The organism is Exiguobacterium sp. BMC-KP, assembly GCF_001275385.1.
GTDB lineage: Bacteria > Bacillota > Bacilli > Exiguobacteriales > Exiguobacteriaceae > Exiguobacterium_A.
The window spans coordinates 925,326-945,015 of record NZ_LGIW01000015.1 but is presented as its reverse complement, the minus strand read 5'-3'; the positions used below and the strand labels follow the sequence as shown (position 1 = coordinate 945,015).

The following is a 19,690-nucleotide window of genomic DNA, read 5'->3' as shown; positions in this document are numbered from 1 at the left end:
TATTGGGTATAATAGATGCTGGATATTATAGGAGGGATGTACGTGTCAGCTTTATTGGAAGTCGAACGATTATCAAAAATCTATACACGGGGAACAGAGACGGTTGAAGCGCTAAAACAAGTTTCCTTCACTTTAGAAGAAGGTGGCTTCATCGCCATCATGGGTACGAGTGGCTCTGGAAAAAGTACCTTATTGAATATTTTAGGGGCGCTTGACGCACCAACCGGTGGAACGTTGACGCTAAAGGGAAAACGACAACGGGACATTTTCACTGAACCCGCAGCCACGCTATACCGACAACAGCATATCGGTTTCATCTTTCAGTCGTTTCATTTACTCGATGACTTGACGGTCCATGAAAATATCGCTTTACCGTTGATGCTGAAAGGAATGGATGATCAAACGATCAATCAAGAGGTCGAAACTTGGCTCAATCGTGTCGGACTGACCAAGTGGAAAGGTCATCGACCGCAAGAGTTATCGGGTGGACAACAACAGCGGGTAGCGATCGCCCGTGCCTTGATCAGTCGACCGCCGATCATCTTAGCTGATGAACCGACGGGAAACCTCGATTTTAAGACATCCGCTGAAATCATGCAGTTGTTGCAAGAACTCAATCGGGAACAACAGACGAGTATCCTGCTCGTGACGCATGATGCGACTGTAGCCGCTCATGCGAAGCGGGTACTTTACTTCCATGACGGTCAAATCGTCGCCGATCAGCTGTCGACAGGAGACGTGGCACCGATTTTAGCAACGTATGAGCAGTTCGTGGGGGTCATATGAAGCGACAACATCTCTTTCGACTCGCGCATCGACTGTATCGTAAAAGTCCGATGATTTTATTGACGTCAATCGGAAGTGTCATGATTTCAATCGGTCTTGTCTTAACGATGGTGATCTTTTTGTTACATAATCAAGCAACAATCGAAACGGATCGACAGCTAACATACGGTCAAGTCGATCTGACAATCAAATATTCACCTGAAGGCGAGCGGACGGAACAGACCTTGCTTGAGCAACTCAAGAAGGATAAAGGTATCTTACGCACAGAGCCAATCTTACAGTCAACAGCACGAATTTCTGGTCAAACGATGGCCGACGTCGAAACGATTGGTGTTCAATCGGATGCGTTAACGAAAAGTCGGTACCACTTCACGACCGATTTGCAACGAGGAGAAGCGATCCTGTCAGCTAAACTTGCGACGTCGCTTGACCGTACTGTCGGGCAAGCGCTACGTGTCGGGGAAGAAACGTATCAGATTCGCGAGATTCTACCGGACACCAAAACATCAAAGAACGCGCAAGATCAAGTCCTGCTTTCATATGCTGATCTGCAGAAGCATCACACAAGCGAAACTAAAGCGATTTTGCTCGATATGAAAGAAGGGACGGATGTCGTACGCTATGCCGATACGCTCGTCCAATCGAATCCGAAGCTCCGTGTTGAGCTTTCGGAAGGACAAGCACTCTCACCGGCACTGAACGGTTACATCGGGATCTTGTCATTGCTGATTCTGGTCGTCTCTGGCTTGATCTTAATCGCAAACTTCGATTTATACTTGCGCAAACATACTGTCCAATTTGCGATCATGCGGACGCTTGGGGCGACGACCCGACAGCTGTTTCAGTTGTTCCTCGTTCAATCCGGCTTGATCGTCTTAGCAGGAACGGTGCTCGCGATTCTAGGTGGGATTTGCTTACCGTTACTCGGTCAATTTGTATGGCCTGCTGAAGGTAAGATGATCGTCTCACTCTTACTCGAACATCGTGCTTTCTTAGGACTCATCACGTTCGGCAGTTCCTTGTTGATTCTGATGTTGCTCGCGAGTACAGCGTACCGAAAACGGGATGTGTTGCCGCTTCACGTCCTACGAGACAATCTGAAAACGGCGTCACGATCGACGCGACGAAAACGCCTTGTTCTCGCTAGTAGTGGGTTGACTGCCAGCTTGATCTTATTTGCTGAAGTGATTGCGAGCACGGAGGGAGCACGAGCGATTGCTTGGCTCGGTGCGACCGTTGCTTTTTTACTGTCGATGTATCTTGCAACACCCCTTCTCTTGAAGGAGATTCTTCATCGAACGGAACCAATCGTTCGACGGTTAGCGGGACCGACGAGTTTCGTCGCATTCCGGGGTGTGTTGCCACAACTACGAAAAAATGCCTGGTTGATGATGATCGTTCAAGTATTGATCATCATCGTCGTCATCGGATCGACGTTCCTTGAGACAGTACAACAAAACGAACGGAAGTACATCATCAGCCAATACCCGACAGAAGTCGTCTTAAAGAGTCGCTTGGATGAGGGAACACAAGGGAACCCGCTACAATTGATTCGACACATTGAAACTGACCTACCTGGCGCAAAAGCGACTTTCCTGTCGTCTCGAAATTCCTTCGAATACCAATCACCGCAAAAAGATGTCTCGATCGAATACGAAGTGACGGACTATCGTCGCCTCGACGTCTTAGAGGGAGAACAGACGAGTGACACAGAAGGGATCATCGTCTCACATGCCTTCGCTAAAAAATATAGTCTCCAAATAGGCGATACGTTGCCGCTCGGGCGATGGGACGGGGAGCAAGAAAAAAGCGTTTCGGTCGGTCAATTCCGAATCGTTGGAATCGAAAAGAAGATAGCACCAGACGTCTTCGTCGATTGGCGGAACGAGCAGCTGCGACAACCGAACGATCAAATCTTGAATGTCTACATCGACGTTCCGTCCGAGTTAAAGAAGGCGCAAGTGACCAAAAAATTATCAGAGATCACGCAAAGTTATCCGACATTGCAAGTTAATCGACTATCTGACGCGCTTCGCGATGCGGAGCAACAAACGACGGAGCGCTGGTTCGTCTTCTTGATTGCGCTCGTCGTCATGAGTGGTTCCGTCTGGTTCGGACTTGCTAATGCCTTACTTAGTTTCGTAAGTGGGAAACGAGGCGAGTATGCCTTGTTACGAACGATTGCATTGAAACGAAACGAGCTCCGTCAGTTGACACTCGTTCAAATGCTTTTGTTCATTGGGAGCGGCGTCATCTTCGGACTAATCAGTGGATTTGGCGCAACATTGTTCGTGACACGGATTGATGATACAGGATCATTCTATTTCAACGTACCGACGATTGCTGGAACCATTGCCGGTTTGGTAGTACTAGTCGTCGGCATCGCTTGGTTCGTCACCCGACGGAAGCAGGAAAACCTCGTTCACGAATTGAAACAGTAAGTAAGGGCAAGTGAACCGGGGGGATCGGGATGCGAAAAACGATGGGAGCGATTCTATTACTACTGTTGATCAGCGGTGTCGGGTGGTGGATGATCGCGGATGAACGTGATGCGACCTATGAGCAAATCGTTGAAGTGCAAGTCGTTCGACATGTAACGAAGCAGTTTGGACGTGATAACATCACGTCGGTCAAACCGTACTTCGTAGCGTCAGAATCGTCAAAATCACGGCGTCATCAAATTGCTGTTCAGCTGAAGTCCGCACCGACGGGGGAATACCGGATGTATCGTGTACTTCGGAATAAAGTCGAGTATATCGGACGATCACGGACCGTTCGACCGAATTGAAAGAAGAATTAAAGTCAGTTGGGGGAATATCGGTGAAAACGAAAGCAGAACGAATCTCTTATATCCAGGAAGAAAAACGTCAACTCGCAAAACCACGATTTTATAGTTCGTTGTTCTATGGCATCAGTATATTTTTAGTCGTCACGTTTCATGAAGCATATTGGCCGTTCGTGATGCTTATTGCAGCATTGATTTGGATTGCGCGGATTCACATGATAGAAGCGGAACGAGATATAGAATTGACGGAAAAACGACGAATGAAAAAGAATATTCAGTTACAGTACATGACGAATTTTGTGTTCATCATTTTGATCGGATTGTTCTATCCCGTACTATTTATGTTTGATTTACCACTTTTCCCGAATATTTTTGTCTATGCTTTATTTGTTGTCGTCTTTCTCACGTTGGATACTAGTTTTGAGAGAAACGGACGGCGTCTCGACGCTGAGCATCCAACGAAGAAAGAACTGCGTACGTATCCAAAGTCGTGGAAAAAGATTTGAATTGGAGAGCCGGTCATTGAACCGGCTCTTTTTGAGCATTCCTGTCGCTTCAGCACGAGAGGCTACCGTATGATGGAGAAGCACATGAAAAAGGAGGTCCTCGTATGCTTGCGATCATCATTGGATTCATCATCGGGTTACTCGTTCCGGTTCAAACGAGTGTCAATACACGACTGCGAGACGTCGTCGGTTCACCGTTCCTTGCTTCGCTGATTTCTTTTTCGATTGGCTCACTATTTTTACTACTTCTCGTGTTGCTTGTCGATGGTAATCTCACAGGTCTCACGGCTACTGCTGACGAACCGTTCTGGATTTGGGGTGGTGGACTGCTTGGCGTCATCTATTTGACTGGGAACATCTTGCTGTTTCCTCGTCTCGGAGGTGTTCAAACGGTCATCATGCCGATTTTCGGTCAAGTCGTCATGGGGCTGTTGATTGATCATTTCGGGTTATTTGAGGCGAACATTACAACACTCTCGCTAACACGAATCATCGGAGCAATTCTTGTTTTGCTCGGCGTCGTTGGGACGGTCGCGCTCGGTGACTATTTGGCACGGCGACAGAAGCAACATGTGGAGTCACGAGAGAACTCGTTACTCGTTTGGCGTATTCTCGGAGTTCTGACCGGAATGATGAGCGCAGCCCAAACAGCCATCAATGGCCATCTCGGAAGTGTTCTCGGGTCAGCTGTGAAAGGGGCATTAATCTCGTTCGTCATCGGAACGGTCACCTTACTGCTCTTGAATCTGATCCTACGAACGAAGTGGCAAATGGATCGTACGCAACCACTTCCCGCGTGGATTTGGATCGGGGGATTGATTGGTGCATTGTTCGTTGCCGGTAATGCGTTCATCGTTCCGCTCGTTGGTACGGGACTCGCTGTCGTCATCGTCACGATTGGCTTACTGACTGGAAGCTTATTAATTGACCGTTTCGGCTGGTTCGGTGCAAAAAAACAACCGGTCACGGGTGTACAGATTGTCAGTCTACTCGTCATGCTAGGTGGCATCATTCTAATTCGAATTTAAAAAGCAGCTCGTTCAAACGTATGATGGAATACGTTGAGAACGAGCTGTTTTCGGTCATTTCCTTAAATCAATCTTAATGGCAATCGTTTTTGCAAAGTTATCTCCGGAAACGAACATGACGAATTCTGTCTCATCCGCAGGTACTTGATAGACAAGATTCACATGTGATTTTCCCGGTGCTACATATTTTATTCCTTGTTTCCATGTCTTTTCGTTTTTATTTTCATAATCAATCGGTTCATAGACACCACTGACTCCTGTCATCTGGAAACGATTCGGGAAATAGTAACTCTCTTCACCAGCTTCTAGATAGTTGAGATCTTGATAAAAGGTCGGAACCGTAATATATCGATACCCGGCTTTTTCTTTCAATTTCAAGGAGCTAGGTGGTTGTTTCAATAACTTACCTACCCAGAAACTTGTGTCTTTAACGGCAGGGTCTCCGGGGAAAGTCTTAATCGTTCCTTTTGCCATCGTTTCTTCGATCACTCCGGAAGATTCTTTTGGTGTCGCATCGAGTTGTCGTTTTGCACCCGTCAAGCCATCGGAAATCTTACTGCCGGTCGTGATAACTTTTGGTGCTTTCGCAGTCGATGTTTGTTCGACTGGTCCTTCATTCGTGGCGAATAAGAAGAGCGATAGGACTCCGATGAATAACACAGCACCGATGGATGAAAGTGCTAGCTTGAAACGACGTTCTGTTTCTTTAGAATTGGCACTTATGTTACTGATCGCCGCGTTTGGAACGATACGGACAGCGCGCTGTGCTGGTAAAATCGCTCCGATGACACCTGTCAGGAGCGGAATTAGAATCGTTGCAGATAAGAAACCGAGTTCCGTTGTCGGGAATTGACGATACACTTGCCAAATCATCGCAAGAGCAAAGAGAAGACCGATGATCCCGGCTAGTAATCCTGTTAGTAAACCTTCAAGTAAGACGAGACGACGAATCAATCCGTCTTGCCAACCCGTCGCTTTTAAGACTGCGAGTTGACTCCGACGTTCATTGACGTTTTGCCAAAGAATCTCTGTCGTCGTCAAGATGGCAATCAATAAGGCAACTCCCATCGCAACATAATGCATCGTACCGACTTCTAAGGCGACATATTCACCTAGCCATGTCGCATAGAGAACGCCTTTTAAGCGGAATGTCACGAAGAGGAAGAAGATAAACAAACTTGTCGGTAAGGCAATTGAAATGATTGAAAGAATCGTACGTTGCCAGTATGTGACAAGTTGATTTATGCCCATTCCAAGAATCGATTGTGAGCGTACGAATCTGCGAGAGCGAGATACTTCACCAGAGCGAATACTTTCGTACGGTTTGATTCTACGAATTAATGCCATTGGTACGAGCGTACCACCCCAGTAAATGAGTAGGCCGGCAAGTCCAATTAAAAGAATTCGTCCTAGGGCGATTGGATGATCAGTCGTTAACCAAAACGTTCCGAGGATTGACCAGGCAATTAACGCTACGAGAGACCCGAGTAAAGTCGCTTCAAGAAACAGTAACTTAGAGAGTTGACGCGGGCGCCAGCCGAGAGACAACAGAATTGCGAATTCTTTTTTTCGTGCATAGAGCAGAATGATATTCGAACTAAAGACATAGACGAGCGCAACCGCAATGACACTAGCGATGACACCAGACATGCCGACTTTCGCTTCTTGGAAAATCGTCATTGAAGAACCAAGCTTGATCCACGGTTGTTGGACCCATCCGAGGGCTGATTGTTTTTCAAGTCCAGGCAAGTACGTCAAAGCGAGCTGGGGAGAGGAACCAAGCGTGATATCCGTAATCAGACCGGTCTTTTCCTCAATTTCTTTCGCGACGTCTTGGAGTTTTTGCTCACTCGCTGCATTCATCTGATCGACGCCTTTTACATTGACGCGTATGACAGAGATCGCTTTTTCGCCGCGAATCTTGAAGGCGGCATCAAGCGTCGTCAACATCGAAGGGGGTTTCGTCAGGAAATCATATGAATCGTTTGTTGGTTTGACATCCTTGACGGGGTTAACCGGACGATCATTCTTATCCATGACCCATTGTGCCTTTGCAGGGAAATACGTCTCCATCGGTAGTTCCGTCAATGGATCCTTCGATAAATTCAGTTTCTTCGGATTGAAGACTCCGATGTAGTTTAAGCGAATCCGTGGCCAATCATCACTCGTCTTTCCGAACATTCGTGCTTCCCGGTACATCGTTCGTTTCGCAAGTAATGAATCCGGATCGACTTTCTTCGGTTCAACTTGATAACTGAACGGCCAGCGCGACTTAAAAGGGCTAGAAATCGACTGGTAACTAATCGGCGACGGCTTTAGGATCAGCCATTCGGAATTTCCTGACGGTAGCTCAGGAAACGAGTCCGTCATGATCTGTTTTAGCAATGTTTTTTGAACGTCCTGCGTTGTGACTGAATACGTCTTTGCAGGGTCGTCAGTCGTCTGTAGCGTATTTAGAAACTTTTCACCGCCACGCTTTGTGACATCTTGAATTGTCTCTTGAATCGAGTCATTAATAAGCGGGAGGTCTAATTTCTCATACGTATACGTCCGTGACGCATCGACATATTCCCGTTCGCTCATCAAAATGGGCATCTCAACCGTTCCGAGTTCAGGATCAACGACGTTTGCTGTGTCTTGTTTGTCAAAGTAACGACTATGTTTTCCGCTGATTGTCGCGCTATCTAGTCCGATTAAGCGGGCTTCTGCTTTGGGATCAATTCCGGCAATCATCGTATCGCTTCCGAATTCTAATAACGGATCTTCACCAAGAACAGCAGGTGCGACGCCGGAACGTGTTGCATTTTCATCCGGTGTCCATCCGGCAGCGAGATAACTAACGGAAGAGTACTTTTCGACGTTCAAGCCGGTATTCTGTTTATCGGTGATCGTCAGCTTATAGACACCGTAATCGTCAAACCGGTGCGTACCAACAGGTGCTCCCGTAGAGTGGTTTCCGATCATCGCAATTGGAGCTGCGACTTCGACATCAGCAAGCGCTTGAATCGTTTTATATTGTTTCATCGTGATTCCACCATCAAGACTACTCATATAGTTCGGCTCAAGTAGTTTAAGGTCTTCCGTCACACTTCGGCTATTCGGTGGACGCACGACAATATCGTAGGAAGATTTCCAACGTTTTTGCAGTTCATCGACGACTGTACCGTTATTTGCTTGTGTCGTTCCAATTAAGTAACTCAGACCCGTACTGACAACAAGAACTCCGACGAGTAAGAGGATAAATCGCTCTTTATTGCGCCACCACGAATTCCAAATAAATCGCAACATATTTGCACATCCTTTCTATTTCAACTTCTTATGTAAAAAGCGCTTGCACATGATGCAAGCGCAATGGATCACAGTTCGATTTTAATTGTATGTGTTTTCGGAAACGCATCGGAAGCCGCAAATAAAACAAATGTCTTCGTTTCTTCAGGTACTTGATAGACCAAATCGATTTGAGCGCGATATGGAGAATAATATTGATGACTGTTCTTCCACGCCTTTGGATTATGATTGACGTAATCGACGACATCGTACTCGTGCCCTTTACCATCATTAAGAACAAACAAATTCGGTTTATAGACACTGTATGCACCAAAATTATCAGATGTGTCGTGCATAACGAGTGGGATGGTGACATAGCGATAACCTGTTTTGTCTTTCAGCTTCAACTCTTTTGGTGGAGAAGAAAGAAGAGCCTCGGCACGGAAGGTCTTCGCTTTTAATTTGGGATCACCGGGATAGGTCTTGACGAGTCCTTGTTTCATCAATTCGTCAATGTTTAAGATGCGATCCTCCTTCTTCTCGTTCACACCTGCCAGTTTCGTTTGGGAAGAGACGTTGACCGGTTTTTCCTGATGTGATGACCAGTACCAACCGCCGCCACCAATTAGAGCAAGAGAAGTAATCAATACGGGAATCGTTTTACGAGTATGTGACATAAAAACACTCCTTTTTTGATAGAATAGTCAGAATATTTATATAAAATATACTATTTACAAGGAATGGAAACAAGTCAATTGGTGAAAATAGTGTAAAAATAAGGAAACGATTACCCAGTTGATAAAATAAGGTAGAATTGAATAATAAGGAAACGGAAGGAATGAAATGATGAATCGCATTGAAATAGAATATCGTCTACAAAACGATTTAGAATTGCAACAATTACTGACTATCGTAGCACGACTTAATCTACCCGATTGGTGGATTTGTGCGGGTGTCTTACGCTCAAAAATTTGGAACGTTAAACGTCACGGTACATCGGATATTGATATCGTCTATTTTGATTCATTGGATATTTCAGAAGAAACGGAAAAGCAGTATGAACAATGCTTGAATACACAAATTGATTTACCATGGTCGGTTAAGAATCAGGCACGTATGCATACAGTCAATGATTTGCCACCGTATGCATCGGCGCAAGATGCAATCGCGCAGTTTCCGGAGACGGTCACGGCAATCGGTGTGACGAGACGACCAGATTTTGAACTGTATCTTCCTTACGGCGCAGATGACTTTACTGATCGGATCATTCGTCCAACCCCATCTTTTCAGGTTAGTGGGGATCGTCATTCGATCTTTCAGCGTCGTGTGAGTGAGAAAGGATGGAGAGACGATCCGAGTCTACATATACAGACATGAATAAGAAAGGAGCTTACGCCATGAATGGATGATAAGCAGTTCAATGGATTTCATTTGGGATCAATCAACGAAAGGTGAGACGATCGAAGGAAGTCTAGCGTAGGAAGGAAACAAGGAAAAAATGAAGACGACCTTAGTAACGAATCGTCATTATACAGTGATTGAGACACAGTTGAAAAGTGAGGATGTTCCAGCGCGATTCGGAAAACGGACGCGCACTATCAACGAGCTACAAGTCCATGTTCAAAAACAATGGAAACAGCTGAGTCTTACCTATCAAAGAGGAGCAGACGTGATATGGATCGTCAGTGATCGACCGGAAGAGACGATCATGCGATTGATACAGCAATCACCGGATAGTCCGATTGAACCGCTTCTCACGGAGTAAACAGTTGAGCGGGTCAAACATACAAAAGAGACGTCTCTGCCCAGACGTCTCTTTTTTTGATCACGAACGATAGACCGATTTAAGATAATACGCCATACGTTGCCAAGCCTTCAGCGCGACGACTGCGTCACCGTGGTGTGTAAAGGCATGAGCTTGACCTGCGAACTCTTGGTGTTCGACAGCAACGCCTGCTGCTTGAAGCCGTTTCGCGTACTGTCGTGCTTCCTGTGCGAGAGAGTCATGCTCAGCCGTCAGGACAAGCGTCTGTGGTAACGCTTCGAGTTGAGCTGCATAAAGTGGCGAAGCGAGGTGGTGATATGCGTCTTCCGCACGAGAGATGTACATCGCATTGAACTGCCGGGCTTGTTCGACCGGAATCGCCTCCTCAAAGAACGGTTTATCCGCTGGATCCGTCGCGAGATCAAGCGGAGGATAATCCAGGAGTTGAGCAATGAGCGGTAGGGGGCTTGCCTGTTCGGCATTCCATAAAGAGATTGCCGCCGCGAGATTGCCACCAGCACTATGACCGCCGATCGCGATTCGTGAAGGATCGAGATGAAGCGTCTCGGACTGCTTAAAAATCCACTGAACGACTTCATAAGCGATGTGGACCGGAACAGGAAACGGATGCTCCGGGGCTAGCGGATACTCAATATTGAGAACATGACAGTTGACGTTCTCTGCGAGAAACAGATTCCATGGTTCATCCATCTCTGGCGATCCGGTGATGAAACCGCCACCGTGGAAACTGATGAATCCAGGTAACGTTTCAGTTGCATCAATTGGAGAGTGGAGTAATACTCGCACTTCGCCGATTGACGTCGGCACCTGTAGCGTAGTCGTTACAGCTTGCGGTGGATGAGGAGGCGTGACTTGAGGACGATCCTCATCCGAACGGATCTGTTTGGCAAGGTCAAGCATCTCTTGGCGATTCATCGAATTCCTCCTTTATGTCTACCTTGATCATACCGAACGGATCACTCGATTTCACGTTTTGGTTCGTTTTCCGCTAGTTACAGGAAAAAGCAGTAAGAGTTTGATACACTTTTTAAAGAAACAAAAAGTCGAGAGGATGATCCAGATGCCAACACTCTATATTACACGGCATGGCGAGACGGAATGGAACTTAGAAAAACGGATGCAAGGCTGGGAAGACTCCCCCTTAACAGAAAAAGGCAGACGAAATGCGCAGGACCTCGGTCACCGCTTACGTGACATTCCACTGGATCACCTGTACGTTAGTCCGATTGGGCGCGTTCGAGAAACGGTTCGGATGATGAATCTTGATCCGTCGATTCCAGTCACAGTCGACGAACGTTTGCGAGAAATGCATATGGGGACCTGGGAAGGACGAACGACATCGGAAATCGAAGTGGCGCATCCTCTAGCCCATGCGGCATTTTGGCAAACACCACACGAATACATACCGGAATCCGGGGAATCGTTTGACGAGGTCCGCGAGCGTATCCTATCGTTTTTGGAACGACTTGCTGATCACGAGGAAGACGAGAACATCTTGATCGTGACGCATGGCATCTTCCTGAATATTTTGCTGACGCATTTCCAACAGAAACCGTTCGCGACGTTATGGGATCCACCGTTCATTCATGGAACGAGTTTGACGATTGTTGAATATAAGAACGGAGAAGCATTGATTCAATTAGAAGCTGACATGTCGCACGTCTTAGCGGACTAAAAACGACGTATCTTCCCTCGATACGTCGCTTTCCTTACTTTGTTTTCGTCAAATAAATCAAAATTGCCCCTTCGTCTTTTCCTACTTTGAGATGTGGCGATCGTAGGGCATCAATCGACCGACCGATGATCGTCTCTCCGGTCGTATAGCGTTTTAGTAGTAAGGGATAAAACGAAACATTCGTCTGTTTCTGATCATTGAATTGACCGCTGTCAGTCTGGACACTTTGAGGTAAGGTGTACGCTGTCTTCGTTTCAGGAATACCATTGTTCGCATCAAGAGAATACGTAAAGGCATGCGAATCCTTTAACAGATCCAAATCATACGTCAACTGGAACGGCGTCCGATCGTATGTACCGGCTGGAATTGGTTTGTCGATCAGCATTTGTGGTGATGCTGTGTCATCAAATTGGACAGCTTGTAAGTAGAGAGGGCTATCAAGTGTACCGGAAAAGTAAAAAGTCTGTTGTTTAAGTGACGCTTCCTTTGCGGTAGAGGGTGTAATTGAAAAGGAAGACTTCTTGATCTTGACGGTTTCTTTTGGAAGGACGGTTGCTTCCATTGCACAACCAGCAAGCAACAAGGGAAGGGAGAATAAAAGCGCATATTTCATGACGTATTCCTCTTTTCCATAGTCATAGGGAATCAGGATAAAAATTAAAATATTCAAAAAATAGAAATAATACCTAGATTATACCAACATTGTTCTTGCTAAATAAAGGAGGAAATCATGAAAGGCAAATGGTTAGTAGCGACCGTCCTACTCGTCGGTTGTGCCTCGACAAGTGATGAGGCCGAATCGAAGGCAAAATCGATATACGTTGCACCGAACGGCAGTGACGAAAATAGCGGAACGTTGAAGCATCCGCTTAAAACGGTACGACAGGCGACAAAAAAAGCGACTGCCGGAACGACCGTCTACCTGCGAAAAGGAACGTATCATGAAGCGATGAGCGTTAGATATAGTGGAACAAAACAGCAACCGATCACTTTCCGAAATTATCAAGACGAACAGGTCGTCTTAAGTGGGGAAAAAATCAAAGATCGGGATGACGTATTACCAATCATAAAAATCAAGGATCGGCAATACGTGACCGTTCAAGGTCTAACGATTGAAGCCGTTCAATCCAAACGAGCGGACGCCACACCAATCGGTATTTTAGTCACAGGATCAGGGTCGCATATCACGTTGAAGAACAATACAGTTCGTCACATCAAGACGTTAGTAACAGATGGGAATGCGCATGGGATTGCTGTGTATGGAACGGAAGCGATTCGTCACTTGACTGTCACGGGAAACCGAGTTGAGCAGAATCGTCTCGGTTTCAGCGAAGCCCTCGTCTTAAACGGAAACGTCAAACATTTCCGTGTGACGAAGAACGTCTTACGGGATAACGACAACATCGGGATTGATTTGATCGGGTATGAAGGAATCGCGCGATCGAAAAAAGACGACTACGTCCGTGAGGGAGTCGTGTCGGAAAATCGAGTTTACCGGACGTCGAGCTACGGAAATCCTGCTTACGGCAAGGAATACAACGCAGCCGGTATCTATGTCGATGGTGGAAAAGACTTAACGATCGAGAAAAATCTTGTCGAAGCGAGTGATATCGGAATTGAAGTAACGAGTGAACATGCCGGACGATACGCAGAAGATGTCATCGTTCGTCAAAACGATTTGCGGCGCAATGTTTACACCGGTATCGCGATTGGCGGCTATGATGCGAAACGCGGCGGGACAAAACGAGTTCGGATTGAGCAAAACCAGTTGATAGGGAACGATACGAAAGGACTCGAAGGTGGTCAATTGCTTGTCCAGCACGATGTTCGTGACAACAAAATCATCGGGAACACGTTCAGCGGTTCGTTAAGTGTCGCCCATTACTTCAAGACGAGTTCTGGGAACCAGTTTGAAAAAAATACGTTCAAGGATACGAAACGTTTCATGTGGCGCGATGTCTCATATAAAACGGAACAAAGCTTCCTGAAAGCGGTTCGAAAGGTGGAATGAGGATGAAGAAATCGGAGCGACTCCTCGCTTACTGGATCCGTATTCCGAGACGATGGCGACTCGCAGCGTTGACAGCCTTCTTATTAACGGTTTGGACGATTGAAGGCGTTCGTTTTTTAACAAGTCGAGCGTTACATCTACCGACGATTCAAGACGTGATCATTTGTCTTATTCCAGCGATTCTTTTATTTATAGTATGGAAAACAAAAAGTCCAAAGTCCCCACCGAATTAATGAATCGACACAAGGAATTTGGATAGGCATCCTCGAAAAAGAGAGGGTAGTTCAATTAAAAGGAGGAATGATGATGACGAAACTGACGATTCAAGCCGTAATTGACCGTCCAGTCGAGACGGTGTGGGAAATGTGGAATGCACCAGAAGACATCAAACGCTGGAATGCAGCATCAGATGATTGGCATACGACAGCGTCAGAGAATGATTTGACGGTCGGCGGTCAATTCACGAACCGTATGGAAGCAAAAGATGGCAGCATGGGATTTGATTTCACTGGTACGTACGAGATGATCGTTCCACATCAGCGAATCGTCTATGTCCTCGAAGATGGACGTCAGGTGTCGATTGACTTTTCAAGAAATGGAGAACAAACAGAGGTAGTCGAGACGTTTGATGCGGAAACGATGAACCCGCCTGAGATGCAACAAGCGGGTTGGCAGGCGATCCTTGATCGTTTCAAGGCATATGCTGAGTCGAAGTAAGTCGTTCGCTACGTAATTTCCGACCACGACGGTCCATCAAGGCGGAAATACCACCAGATTCATAACGACGGACCCAATTATATAATTGTTGATACGATACATCATGCCGTCCGGCGATGTGTTGATAATCCTTAGTGGCTGCCAAACAATCGAGGACGGCATTCATGCGTTGTTCTAAAGTGCTAGTTGGCATACGCGTCTTCCTCCTTGTTGAAGCTTCCTACATTAGACCATGGTTTTAAACTAGACGTTACATGTTCAATCGAAGCAAAAGGATCGAAGAAAAATTGATGCGTCTCTTGATTGTTCTGTTTGATGACTACACGTTTTTCAAGTGTAGGTAAATGAACGAGAAACGAGATATGCAGTTCTGTAGAAGTGGATGAAATCGAAATGTCGGTGGCATATCGCTTTTTCAATTGTACGACTGCTGAATTTGCAGTGATGTACAGGATATGCCGATTCCAAATCTCTGCCGTAAAGACTGAATCAATCATGCGAACAAATGCGTGACCAGATATAAAGTTCATAAAGAAACCTCCTTTCTTATAATGTGTATATCCTGTACATGTTTAAAAGAAACCTGTATTTCAAATATTACAAAAAACCACCTCCAGAAAAAGAGGTGGTTTTTATCATCCTGCCAGTTCAAGCATTTGGACAAAGGCAACGTCCGGATCTGTCGTCTCAAATCGGTTCAACCAATCCTTAAAGTCACCTTCGTACAGGATACGACCTTGATGAAGGAAGATGACATGTGCATCGGTATGCAATAAATCATGCAGTTGATGCGTCGAAAAGAGACAGGTTTGTCCATTTGCCGTCATCTGGTCGAAGCGCCGCATGATATGGAGTCGTGTTGCCGGATCAACGCCACTCGTCGGCTCGTCAAAGATGTAGAGTGAACGTGGCACCGTCGTCAAGAGTGTCACGAACAGCCATTTCTTTTCCCCGGCGGACATTTTACCGATTTTCATTTGCCAGAGGTGTGCGAACAAGTCAAGTTCGCGTGGCTGTTTCAAATGTCGCGTATACGTTTCTTGCTTGCGATACTCTTTCAGACGGGCGAGTCGACCGACGAAGACAGCGACATCTTTTCCTTTCAATTCATCTGAGTAATAGATGAATTGTGTCAAATAGAGAATGTCTGACATATCAGGTAAGTCAAGCTCCCCGGACGTGATTGGTAAGGCACCAGTCATACAATCGAACAGCGTCGTTTTTCCAGCACCGTTCATGCCAATCAAGACGTTCAGTTTTCCGGGAACGAGTGAAAAAGAAACGTCATGTAAGAGGTCGGGCGATTTCGGATAACTGAAGCGTAGATGTTGAACATGCATATGAATCCTCCTATCGGGTCAGCAATGACATGAGATTAAAGCGTTTGACAGAGAATAGACCAAGTAACAAATAAACAACGAGTACGATCGTTAATAAAAGTAACGATGCTCCTGTAACGTTCTCAGAGACAGCGAGACCGAGTGATTTCATGACATAAAATGGATTCAAATAACTGAACCAGCGATCCGGTTGGCTATTCGCGAACAAGAACAGTGGATACATGACGATGTTGATTAATGTCGACATGCTCGAAATCTTTGCCGGTAACATCGTCAACGCAATGCTCGCAAAGGCGAACGGAATGCTCAGTAATAAGACAAGGTATGCGAGTAATAAGGTTGAGATCGAGAAGAAACCAAATACGAGCATCAAAACCGTCGTGAACACCGTCAAGCTGACCGCTGCAAAGACGAGTTGGACAAGAATGAGCGCTAAAATACAGCCGATCTTACTACCTGAAATCATGATGTACGTCTTCATCAAGCCATGCTCCCGCATCCGCGCAAGTTGCAGCCCGATGCTGTTGACATAAATCGATAGTAGAATGTATCCCCAAAATAGCGCGAGAAACGATAAAAAACGAGCACCCGTGAAGTCGAGTCGTGATCCGAAAACGAAGGCGAGAATCAATGGAAAAATCAACGACCAAAAGACAGGGATCTTATCCGTCAGCATGATTTTTAAGTAGAGTGTGAAATAGCTAGGAATCGAATACATAGGGACCTCCTTTGGATGTGTCGATAAAAGCTTCTCTTTATGTACGAATTGAATTGGAAAAAAGTTCCGATTACTAAAAAGGTTAAGAACACTCTGAAACTAATGATTGTAAGGCATGGATGACTTTATCTGGCACATCGTGATGAATGAAGTGACCACTATCAGAAACACTAATAAATGATCCTCGAAGTGACTGTCTAGCAGTCTTTCGTTGCAACTCATGCCACAATAGTTGCGCTTCGCGAAAGTAATGCTCTTTTTTATCAGCAGATAGAACGATGAGAGGAAACGCATAAGTGACATCTGTATTTGTCGACTCAATACTTTCTTTGAAATCGACGTATGAACACTCGAGCGTAAATTGATTTTGATACTTGGATTGGAACGATTTTGGCATCACTGGTAAGAAGCGTTGGATATAAGACTCTGGTGTTGCATCGATAAGCAATAGTCCACTTACTTCATTTGGGTACTGCGATGCAAATTGTCGAATTAACGTACCACCATAGGAGTGACCAACAAGTATAAATGGTGGTTTAAGCGATAATGTGCAAATCAACCGATGAAGACGATTCACGCTCTGTTGACTTGTCTCAGAGTCGTGCGGCTTACTGCCGCCGGTGTTCGTACGGTCGTACATCAAAATCGTACCAAGTGCCTCAATCTGATCTAGGATTGGATGCCAAGTTGAAAGATCTTGACCATATCCGTTCTCAAAAATAAAAGTTGGTTGAGCAGGATCTCCAAGAAGTAAACGATAGTGTAACGTCGTTTCAGGTAACGTCATGAAATCAAAAGACATACGATTCCTCCTATTTTAGTGGGAATAAAAGTAAGGATACCAGAAACGCACAAATATTGTAAACTGAATCAAAGTAGAGGAGGCGTTAAGATGAAGTACTTATTAACTTCTGGTGGAGTACAAAATGAATCGATTCATCAAGGGTTACTCGAGATGCTTGGAAAACCGATTGAAGCATGTCACGCCGTTGCAATTACAACGGCGTCATACGCGTTACCGAACGGAGTAGAACTTGCTACCAACTTTATTCAAGGTAAGGATGAGGCACCGATGGTCGGTTTAGATTGGAAATCGGTTGGATTACTGGAACTGTCAGCCATACCAGCGCTTGCGGAAGAAACATGGCGACCTGCTGTCGAGAAAGCGGACGTCATCCTCGTCAATGGTGGGGACCCTTTGTTTTTGCATCACTGGTTCGTCGAATCTGGATTTGATCGAATGTTGCCTGAACTGACCGGTGTTTATCTCGGGATGAGTGCCGGTAGCATGGTACTTACGCCACGAATCGGAACGTATTTCGTCGGATGGCAGAAGACGCCGGAGCAATCAGACGCAACACTCGGCCTCGTCGATTTTTCGATTTTCCCGCATCTCGATCACCCGCAGTTACCGGATAATCACATGCAAACAGCAAAAGAGTGGGCAAAGACGCTGACGAATCCAGCGTACGCAATCGATGACGCGACGGCGATCCGTGTCATTGGTTCGAACGTGGACGTGATATCCGAAGGAAATTGGGTCAAGTTGCGATGATAACGATTTACTTCGTCCGACATTGTGAATCGGTCAAAACGGGGAGTGATCGTGAACGAGGCTTAACCGATGCAGGTCAACTGCAAGCGCAGGAACTAGTAGCGTTCTTTGAAGCGATACCGATTGACGCCATTTACTCGAGTCCGATGCGACGGGCGAGTGATTCTGTCCGACCGCTTGCGAATCAACGAAACATGCAGATCATGACGGTTCCGTTTCAAGAACGACTGTTTCAACCACTTGATGAACGATTAACGTCTGAGCGACTCGAGGAAGTATTGAGTCAGTCATTTCTAGACGTCGATTACTCTGAAGTTGGTGGAGAGTCGAATCGCATGGCACTTGGTCGTGCTGTAGTAGCCATTAAAAAGCTCCGTGACACGCATCCGAATCAGCAAGTAGTTGTCGCGACGCATGGTCTCGTACTGTCGTTAGTTCTTGGAAGATATACTAGGCGAGCAGCGAACGAATGGCTTGACGCGATGACAAGCCCAGCGATTCACCAGTTGACATTCGATGCCGTCGGGAAAGCGTCTCATGAACAACTTTCAGCAGACGATTAAATCTGCCCGCTAAAGATGAAACCTAGGAAAACCAGTAGCAGTACGCCAAGCGGAACGGCACAGGTGAGACTGATATATTTAAGGATCCCGGGCTCCCGTCGTCTGAAAGCGACGATCCCGAGTCCGATCCCGATAAGATAGATAGCCAGTCCGATTGGAATCGTGATCATCGAGTTTGATCCGAACGACCAGTTGAGCGGTGGGAAAATCATATAAGCGATGAATAGACCGAGCAGACTGAAGAAGATAGAGGCTTTAGCGTATGTCATGTGAGAACTCCTTTTAATTAAGTATATGAATATGAATTCGGATCAAAAAAGCAAAATCCTTCTTCGACCAATAAATTTCCAGTTTGTCTTTTGCATGAACGGGAACTATATCTAAAAGATACTATCTTTTAGATATAGGAGGGACCGATGCCAAAAGAAAACATGACCCGTTACGCGATTCTCGGACTCTTGGCGAGCGGTTGTACGTCCGGTTATGAGATGAAGCATACGATCGACACGAGCTTGAATCACTTTTGGAAAATCAGTTTCGGACAAGTCTACCCGACACTGAAACGGTTAGAAGCGGAAGGATTGATCGTGGAAGAGGTCACGGATGGGGAGCGAAAACAATTCGCCTTGACGGAAAACGGACATATGGAACTCGAACGATGGGTAGCTGAACCGTCCGTTGAATTGCCGGTGCAACGAAACGACTTATTGTTGAAGCTTTATTTTGCAAGGCATGCTTCAAAAGATGTCACGCTACAGAAGATTCAGGAGCATGCGCGCTTGCTCGAAGAACGGCTCGAGACGTATCAGGCAATCGAGACGATGATTCGTTCCTACCCCGAATCAAACGACGCCGTTTATTGGTTATTGACGCTTGATTATGGCATTCGAAAGACACGTGCGTTACTCGACTGGTGTGACGCTTCCCTCGAAACCCTTGAAGGAGGAAATTGA

Annotated in this window: 24 protein-coding genes; 14 read left to right on the top strand and 10 right to left on the bottom strand. The window is 46.0% G+C overall.

The features are described from left to right. The first annotated feature begins 36 nt into the window (after window positions 1-36). The 5 genes from ADM98_RS10650 (at window position 37) to ADM98_RS10630 (ending at window position 5,105) form a co-directional block, all read left to right on the top strand. Complete coding sequence (locus ADM98_RS10650) at window positions 37-786, top strand: ABC transporter ATP-binding protein (RefSeq protein ID WP_053453488.1); 750 nt, start codon at window positions 37-39, stop codon at window positions 784-786. Beyond that, a complete protein-coding gene (locus ADM98_RS10645; protein WP_053453487.1) occupies window positions 783-3,227 on the top strand; it encodes an ABC transporter permease in 2,445 nt (814 codons plus the stop codon). Before ADM98_RS10650 ends, ADM98_RS10645 begins: the two co-directional genes overlap by 4 nt. 29 nt (window positions 3,228-3,256) lie before the next feature. Then, entirely contained in the window at window positions 3,257-3,574 is a 318-nt protein-coding gene (locus ADM98_RS10640; RefSeq protein ID WP_053453486.1) for a hypothetical protein, read from the top strand. A 32-nt stretch (window positions 3,575-3,606) separates the two neighbouring features. Continuing rightward, a complete protein-coding gene (locus ADM98_RS10635; protein WP_053453485.1) occupies window positions 3,607-4,077 on the top strand; it encodes a hypothetical protein in 471 nt (156 codons plus the stop codon). 104 nt (window positions 4,078-4,181) lie between these two features. Continuing rightward, window positions 4,182-5,105 carry a DMT family transporter gene (locus tag ADM98_RS10630; RefSeq protein WP_053453484.1) on the top strand — a complete coding sequence of 308 codons (924 nt, stop codon included), beginning with the start codon at window positions 4,182-4,184 and terminating at the stop codon, window positions 5,103-5,105. Between the two features lie 54 nt (window positions 5,106-5,159). Here the strand turns inward: ADM98_RS10630 and ADM98_RS10625 are convergent, their stop codons facing one another. Further along, window positions 5,160-8,393 (bottom strand): FtsX-like permease family protein, encoded by a 3,234-nt coding sequence (locus tag ADM98_RS10625; RefSeq protein WP_053453483.1) that lies wholly within the window; start codon window positions 8,391-8,393, stop codon window positions 5,160-5,162. Between the two features lie 68 nt (window positions 8,394-8,461). Continuing rightward, window positions 8,462-9,049 (bottom strand): hypothetical protein, encoded by a 588-nt coding sequence (locus ADM98_RS10620; RefSeq protein ID WP_053453482.1) that lies wholly within the window; start codon window positions 9,047-9,049, stop codon window positions 8,462-8,464. Between the two features lie 169 nt (window positions 9,050-9,218). On the opposite strand from ADM98_RS10620, the gene ADM98_RS10615 reads away from it, so the two are divergent. Both ADM98_RS10615 and ADM98_RS10610 read left to right on the top strand, forming a co-directional pair. After that, window positions 9,219-9,749: a nucleotidyltransferase family protein gene (locus tag ADM98_RS10615; protein ID WP_235504881.1), complete on the top strand. Its 531-nt coding sequence runs from the start codon at window positions 9,219-9,221 to the stop codon at window positions 9,747-9,749. Window positions 9,750-9,870: 121 nt separating this feature from the next. Further along, entirely contained in the window at window positions 9,871-10,137 is a 267-nt protein-coding gene (locus tag ADM98_RS10610; protein ID WP_053453480.1) for a hypothetical protein, read from the top strand. Window positions 10,138-10,197: 60 nt separating this feature from the next. Here the strand turns inward: ADM98_RS10610 and ADM98_RS10605 are convergent, their stop codons facing one another. Then, complete coding sequence (locus tag ADM98_RS10605; protein WP_053453479.1) at window positions 10,198-11,073, bottom strand: alpha/beta hydrolase; 876 nt, start codon at window positions 11,071-11,073, stop codon at window positions 10,198-10,200. A gap of 145 nt (window positions 11,074-11,218) precedes the next feature. Between ADM98_RS10605 and ADM98_RS10600 the strand changes: the two genes are divergently transcribed. Beyond that, window positions 11,219-11,833, top strand: coding sequence for a histidine phosphatase family protein (locus tag ADM98_RS10600; RefSeq protein ID WP_053453478.1), 615 nt, complete (start codon window positions 11,219-11,221; stop codon window positions 11,831-11,833). Window positions 11,834-11,867: 34 nt separating this feature from the next. Here the strand turns inward: ADM98_RS10600 and ADM98_RS10595 are convergent, their stop codons facing one another. Further along, window positions 11,868-12,446, bottom strand: coding sequence for a hypothetical protein (locus ADM98_RS10595; RefSeq protein ID WP_053453477.1), 579 nt, complete (start codon window positions 12,444-12,446; stop codon window positions 11,868-11,870). Window positions 12,447-12,563: 117 nt separating this feature from the next. Between ADM98_RS10595 and ADM98_RS10590 the strand changes: the two genes are divergently transcribed. The 3 genes from ADM98_RS10590 (at window position 12,564) to ADM98_RS10580 (ending at window position 14,561) form a co-directional block, all read left to right on the top strand. Next, complete coding sequence (locus ADM98_RS10590) at window positions 12,564-13,844, top strand: right-handed parallel beta-helix repeat-containing protein (RefSeq protein WP_053453476.1); 1,281 nt, start codon at window positions 12,564-12,566, stop codon at window positions 13,842-13,844. Window positions 13,845-13,846: 2 nt separating this feature from the next. Further along, the gene (locus tag ADM98_RS10585) at window positions 13,847-14,077 is read left to right on the top strand and encodes a hypothetical protein (RefSeq protein ID WP_053453475.1); all 231 of its coding nucleotides are present in this window, start codon (window positions 13,847-13,849) and stop codon (window positions 14,075-14,077) included. A 73-nt stretch (window positions 14,078-14,150) separates the two neighbouring features. Next, window positions 14,151-14,561 (top strand): SRPBCC family protein, encoded by a 411-nt coding sequence (locus ADM98_RS10580; RefSeq protein ID WP_326933876.1) that lies wholly within the window; start codon window positions 14,151-14,153, stop codon window positions 14,559-14,561. On the opposite strand, the gene ADM98_RS10575 is transcribed toward ADM98_RS10580, so the two are convergent. From ADM98_RS10575 to ADM98_RS10555, 5 genes are all read right to left on the bottom strand, one after another. After that, the gene (locus ADM98_RS10575) at window positions 14,536-14,754 is read right to left on the bottom strand and encodes a helix-turn-helix domain-containing protein (RefSeq protein ID WP_053453473.1); all 219 of its coding nucleotides are present in this window, start codon (window positions 14,752-14,754) and stop codon (window positions 14,536-14,538) included. The genes ADM98_RS10580 and ADM98_RS10575 overlap by 26 nt on opposite strands. Next, complete coding sequence (locus ADM98_RS10570; protein ID WP_053453472.1) at window positions 14,744-15,091, bottom strand: hypothetical protein; 348 nt, start codon at window positions 15,089-15,091, stop codon at window positions 14,744-14,746. Before ADM98_RS10570 ends, ADM98_RS10575 begins: the two co-directional genes overlap by 11 nt. A 105-nt stretch (window positions 15,092-15,196) precedes the next feature. Continuing rightward, window positions 15,197-15,901, bottom strand: coding sequence for an ATP-binding cassette domain-containing protein (locus ADM98_RS10565; RefSeq protein WP_053453471.1), 705 nt, complete (start codon window positions 15,899-15,901; stop codon window positions 15,197-15,199). A gap of 10 nt (window positions 15,902-15,911) precedes the next feature. Beyond that, the gene (locus tag ADM98_RS10560) at window positions 15,912-16,619 is read right to left on the bottom strand and encodes a hypothetical protein (RefSeq protein ID WP_053453470.1); all 708 of its coding nucleotides are present in this window, start codon (window positions 16,617-16,619) and stop codon (window positions 15,912-15,914) included. An 82-nt stretch (window positions 16,620-16,701) separates the two neighbouring features. Next, on the bottom strand, window positions 16,702-17,421 hold the full coding sequence (locus ADM98_RS10555) for an alpha/beta fold hydrolase (RefSeq protein WP_053453469.1): 720 nt from the start codon (window positions 17,419-17,421) through the stop codon (window positions 16,702-16,704). A 90-nt stretch (window positions 17,422-17,511) separates the two neighbouring features. On the opposite strand from ADM98_RS10555, the gene ADM98_RS10550 reads away from it, so the two are divergent. Together ADM98_RS10550 and ADM98_RS10545 are read left to right on the top strand one after the other, a co-directional pair. After that, entirely contained in the window at window positions 17,512-18,174 is a 663-nt protein-coding gene (locus ADM98_RS10550; protein ID WP_053453468.1) for a Type 1 glutamine amidotransferase-like domain-containing protein, read from the top strand. After that, on the top strand, window positions 18,171-18,737 hold the full coding sequence (locus tag ADM98_RS10545) for a histidine phosphatase family protein (protein ID WP_053453467.1): 567 nt from the start codon (window positions 18,171-18,173) through the stop codon (window positions 18,735-18,737). The genes ADM98_RS10550 and ADM98_RS10545 overlap by 4 nt, the downstream gene beginning before the upstream one ends. On the opposite strand, the gene ADM98_RS10540 is transcribed toward ADM98_RS10545, so the two are convergent. After that, a complete protein-coding gene (locus ADM98_RS10540) occupies window positions 18,734-19,006 on the bottom strand; it encodes a hypothetical protein (RefSeq protein WP_053453466.1) in 273 nt (90 codons plus the stop codon). The genes ADM98_RS10545 and ADM98_RS10540 overlap by 4 nt on opposite strands. A gap of 147 nt (window positions 19,007-19,153) precedes the next feature. On the opposite strand from ADM98_RS10540, the gene ADM98_RS10535 reads away from it, so the two are divergent. Continuing rightward, on the top strand, window positions 19,154-19,690 hold the full coding sequence (locus tag ADM98_RS10535; RefSeq protein ID WP_053453465.1) for a PadR family transcriptional regulator: 537 nt from the start codon (window positions 19,154-19,156) through the stop codon (window positions 19,688-19,690).

Excerpts from the sequence above, each read along its gene's own strand:
- ADM98_RS10590 (WP_053453476.1), top strand. The coding sequence starts at position 12,564 with ATGAAAGGCAAATGGTTAGTAGCGACCGTCCTACTCGTCGGTTGTGCC.
- ADM98_RS10550 (WP_053453468.1), top strand. The coding sequence starts at position 17,512 with ATGAAGTACTTATTAACTTCTGGTGGAGTACAAAATGAATCGATTCAT.
- ADM98_RS10620 (WP_053453482.1), bottom strand. The coding sequence starts at position 9,049 with ATGTCACATACTCGTAAAACGATTCCCGTATTGATTACTTCTCTTGCT.
- ADM98_RS10580 (WP_326933876.1), top strand. The coding sequence starts at position 14,151 with ATGACGAAACTGACGATTCAAGCCGTAATTGACCGTCCAGTCGAGACG.
- ADM98_RS10545 (WP_053453467.1), top strand. The coding sequence starts at position 18,171 with ATGATAACGATTTACTTCGTCCGACATTGTGAATCGGTCAAAACGGGG.
- ADM98_RS10570 (WP_053453472.1), bottom strand. The coding sequence starts at position 15,091 with ATGAACTTTATATCTGGTCACGCATTTGTTCGCATGATTGATTCAGTC.
- ADM98_RS10600 (WP_053453478.1), top strand. The coding sequence starts at position 11,219 with ATGCCAACACTCTATATTACACGGCATGGCGAGACGGAATGGAACTTA.
- ADM98_RS10595 (WP_053453477.1), bottom strand. The coding sequence starts at position 12,446 with ATGAAATATGCGCTTTTATTCTCCCTTCCCTTGTTGCTTGCTGGTTGT.
- ADM98_RS10575 (WP_053453473.1), bottom strand. The coding sequence starts at position 14,754 with ATGCCAACTAGCACTTTAGAACAACGCATGAATGCCGTCCTCGATTGT.
- ADM98_RS10560 (WP_053453470.1), bottom strand. The coding sequence starts at position 16,619 with ATGTATTCGATTCCTAGCTATTTCACACTCTACTTAAAAATCATGCTG.
- ADM98_RS10555 (WP_053453469.1), bottom strand. The coding sequence starts at position 17,421 with ATGTCTTTTGATTTCATGACGTTACCTGAAACGACGTTACACTATCGT.
- ADM98_RS10610 (WP_053453480.1), top strand. The coding sequence starts at position 9,871 with ATGAAGACGACCTTAGTAACGAATCGTCATTATACAGTGATTGAGACA.
- ADM98_RS10565 (WP_053453471.1), bottom strand. The coding sequence starts at position 15,901 with ATGCATGTTCAACATCTACGCTTCAGTTATCCGAAATCGCCCGACCTC.
- ADM98_RS10650 (WP_053453488.1), top strand. The coding sequence starts at position 37 with ATGTACGTGTCAGCTTTATTGGAAGTCGAACGATTATCAAAAATCTAT.
- ADM98_RS10640 (WP_053453486.1), top strand. The coding sequence starts at position 3,257 with ATGCGAAAAACGATGGGAGCGATTCTATTACTACTGTTGATCAGCGGT.
- ADM98_RS10535 (WP_053453465.1), top strand. The coding sequence starts at position 19,154 with ATGCCAAAAGAAAACATGACCCGTTACGCGATTCTCGGACTCTTGGCG.
- ADM98_RS10585 (WP_053453475.1), top strand. The coding sequence starts at position 13,847 with ATGAAGAAATCGGAGCGACTCCTCGCTTACTGGATCCGTATTCCGAGA.
- ADM98_RS10630 (WP_053453484.1), top strand. The coding sequence starts at position 4,182 with ATGCTTGCGATCATCATTGGATTCATCATCGGGTTACTCGTTCCGGTT.
- ADM98_RS10540 (WP_053453466.1), bottom strand. The coding sequence starts at position 19,006 with ATGACATACGCTAAAGCCTCTATCTTCTTCAGTCTGCTCGGTCTATTC.
- ADM98_RS10625 (WP_053453483.1), bottom strand. The coding sequence starts at position 8,393 with ATGTTGCGATTTATTTGGAATTCGTGGTGGCGCAATAAAGAGCGATTT.
- ADM98_RS10645 (WP_053453487.1), top strand. The coding sequence starts at position 783 with ATGAAGCGACAACATCTCTTTCGACTCGCGCATCGACTGTATCGTAAA.
- ADM98_RS10605 (WP_053453479.1), bottom strand. The coding sequence starts at position 11,073 with ATGAATCGCCAAGAGATGCTTGACCTTGCCAAACAGATCCGTTCGGAT.
- ADM98_RS10615 (WP_235504881.1), top strand. The coding sequence starts at position 9,219 with ATGAATCGCATTGAAATAGAATATCGTCTACAAAACGATTTAGAATTG.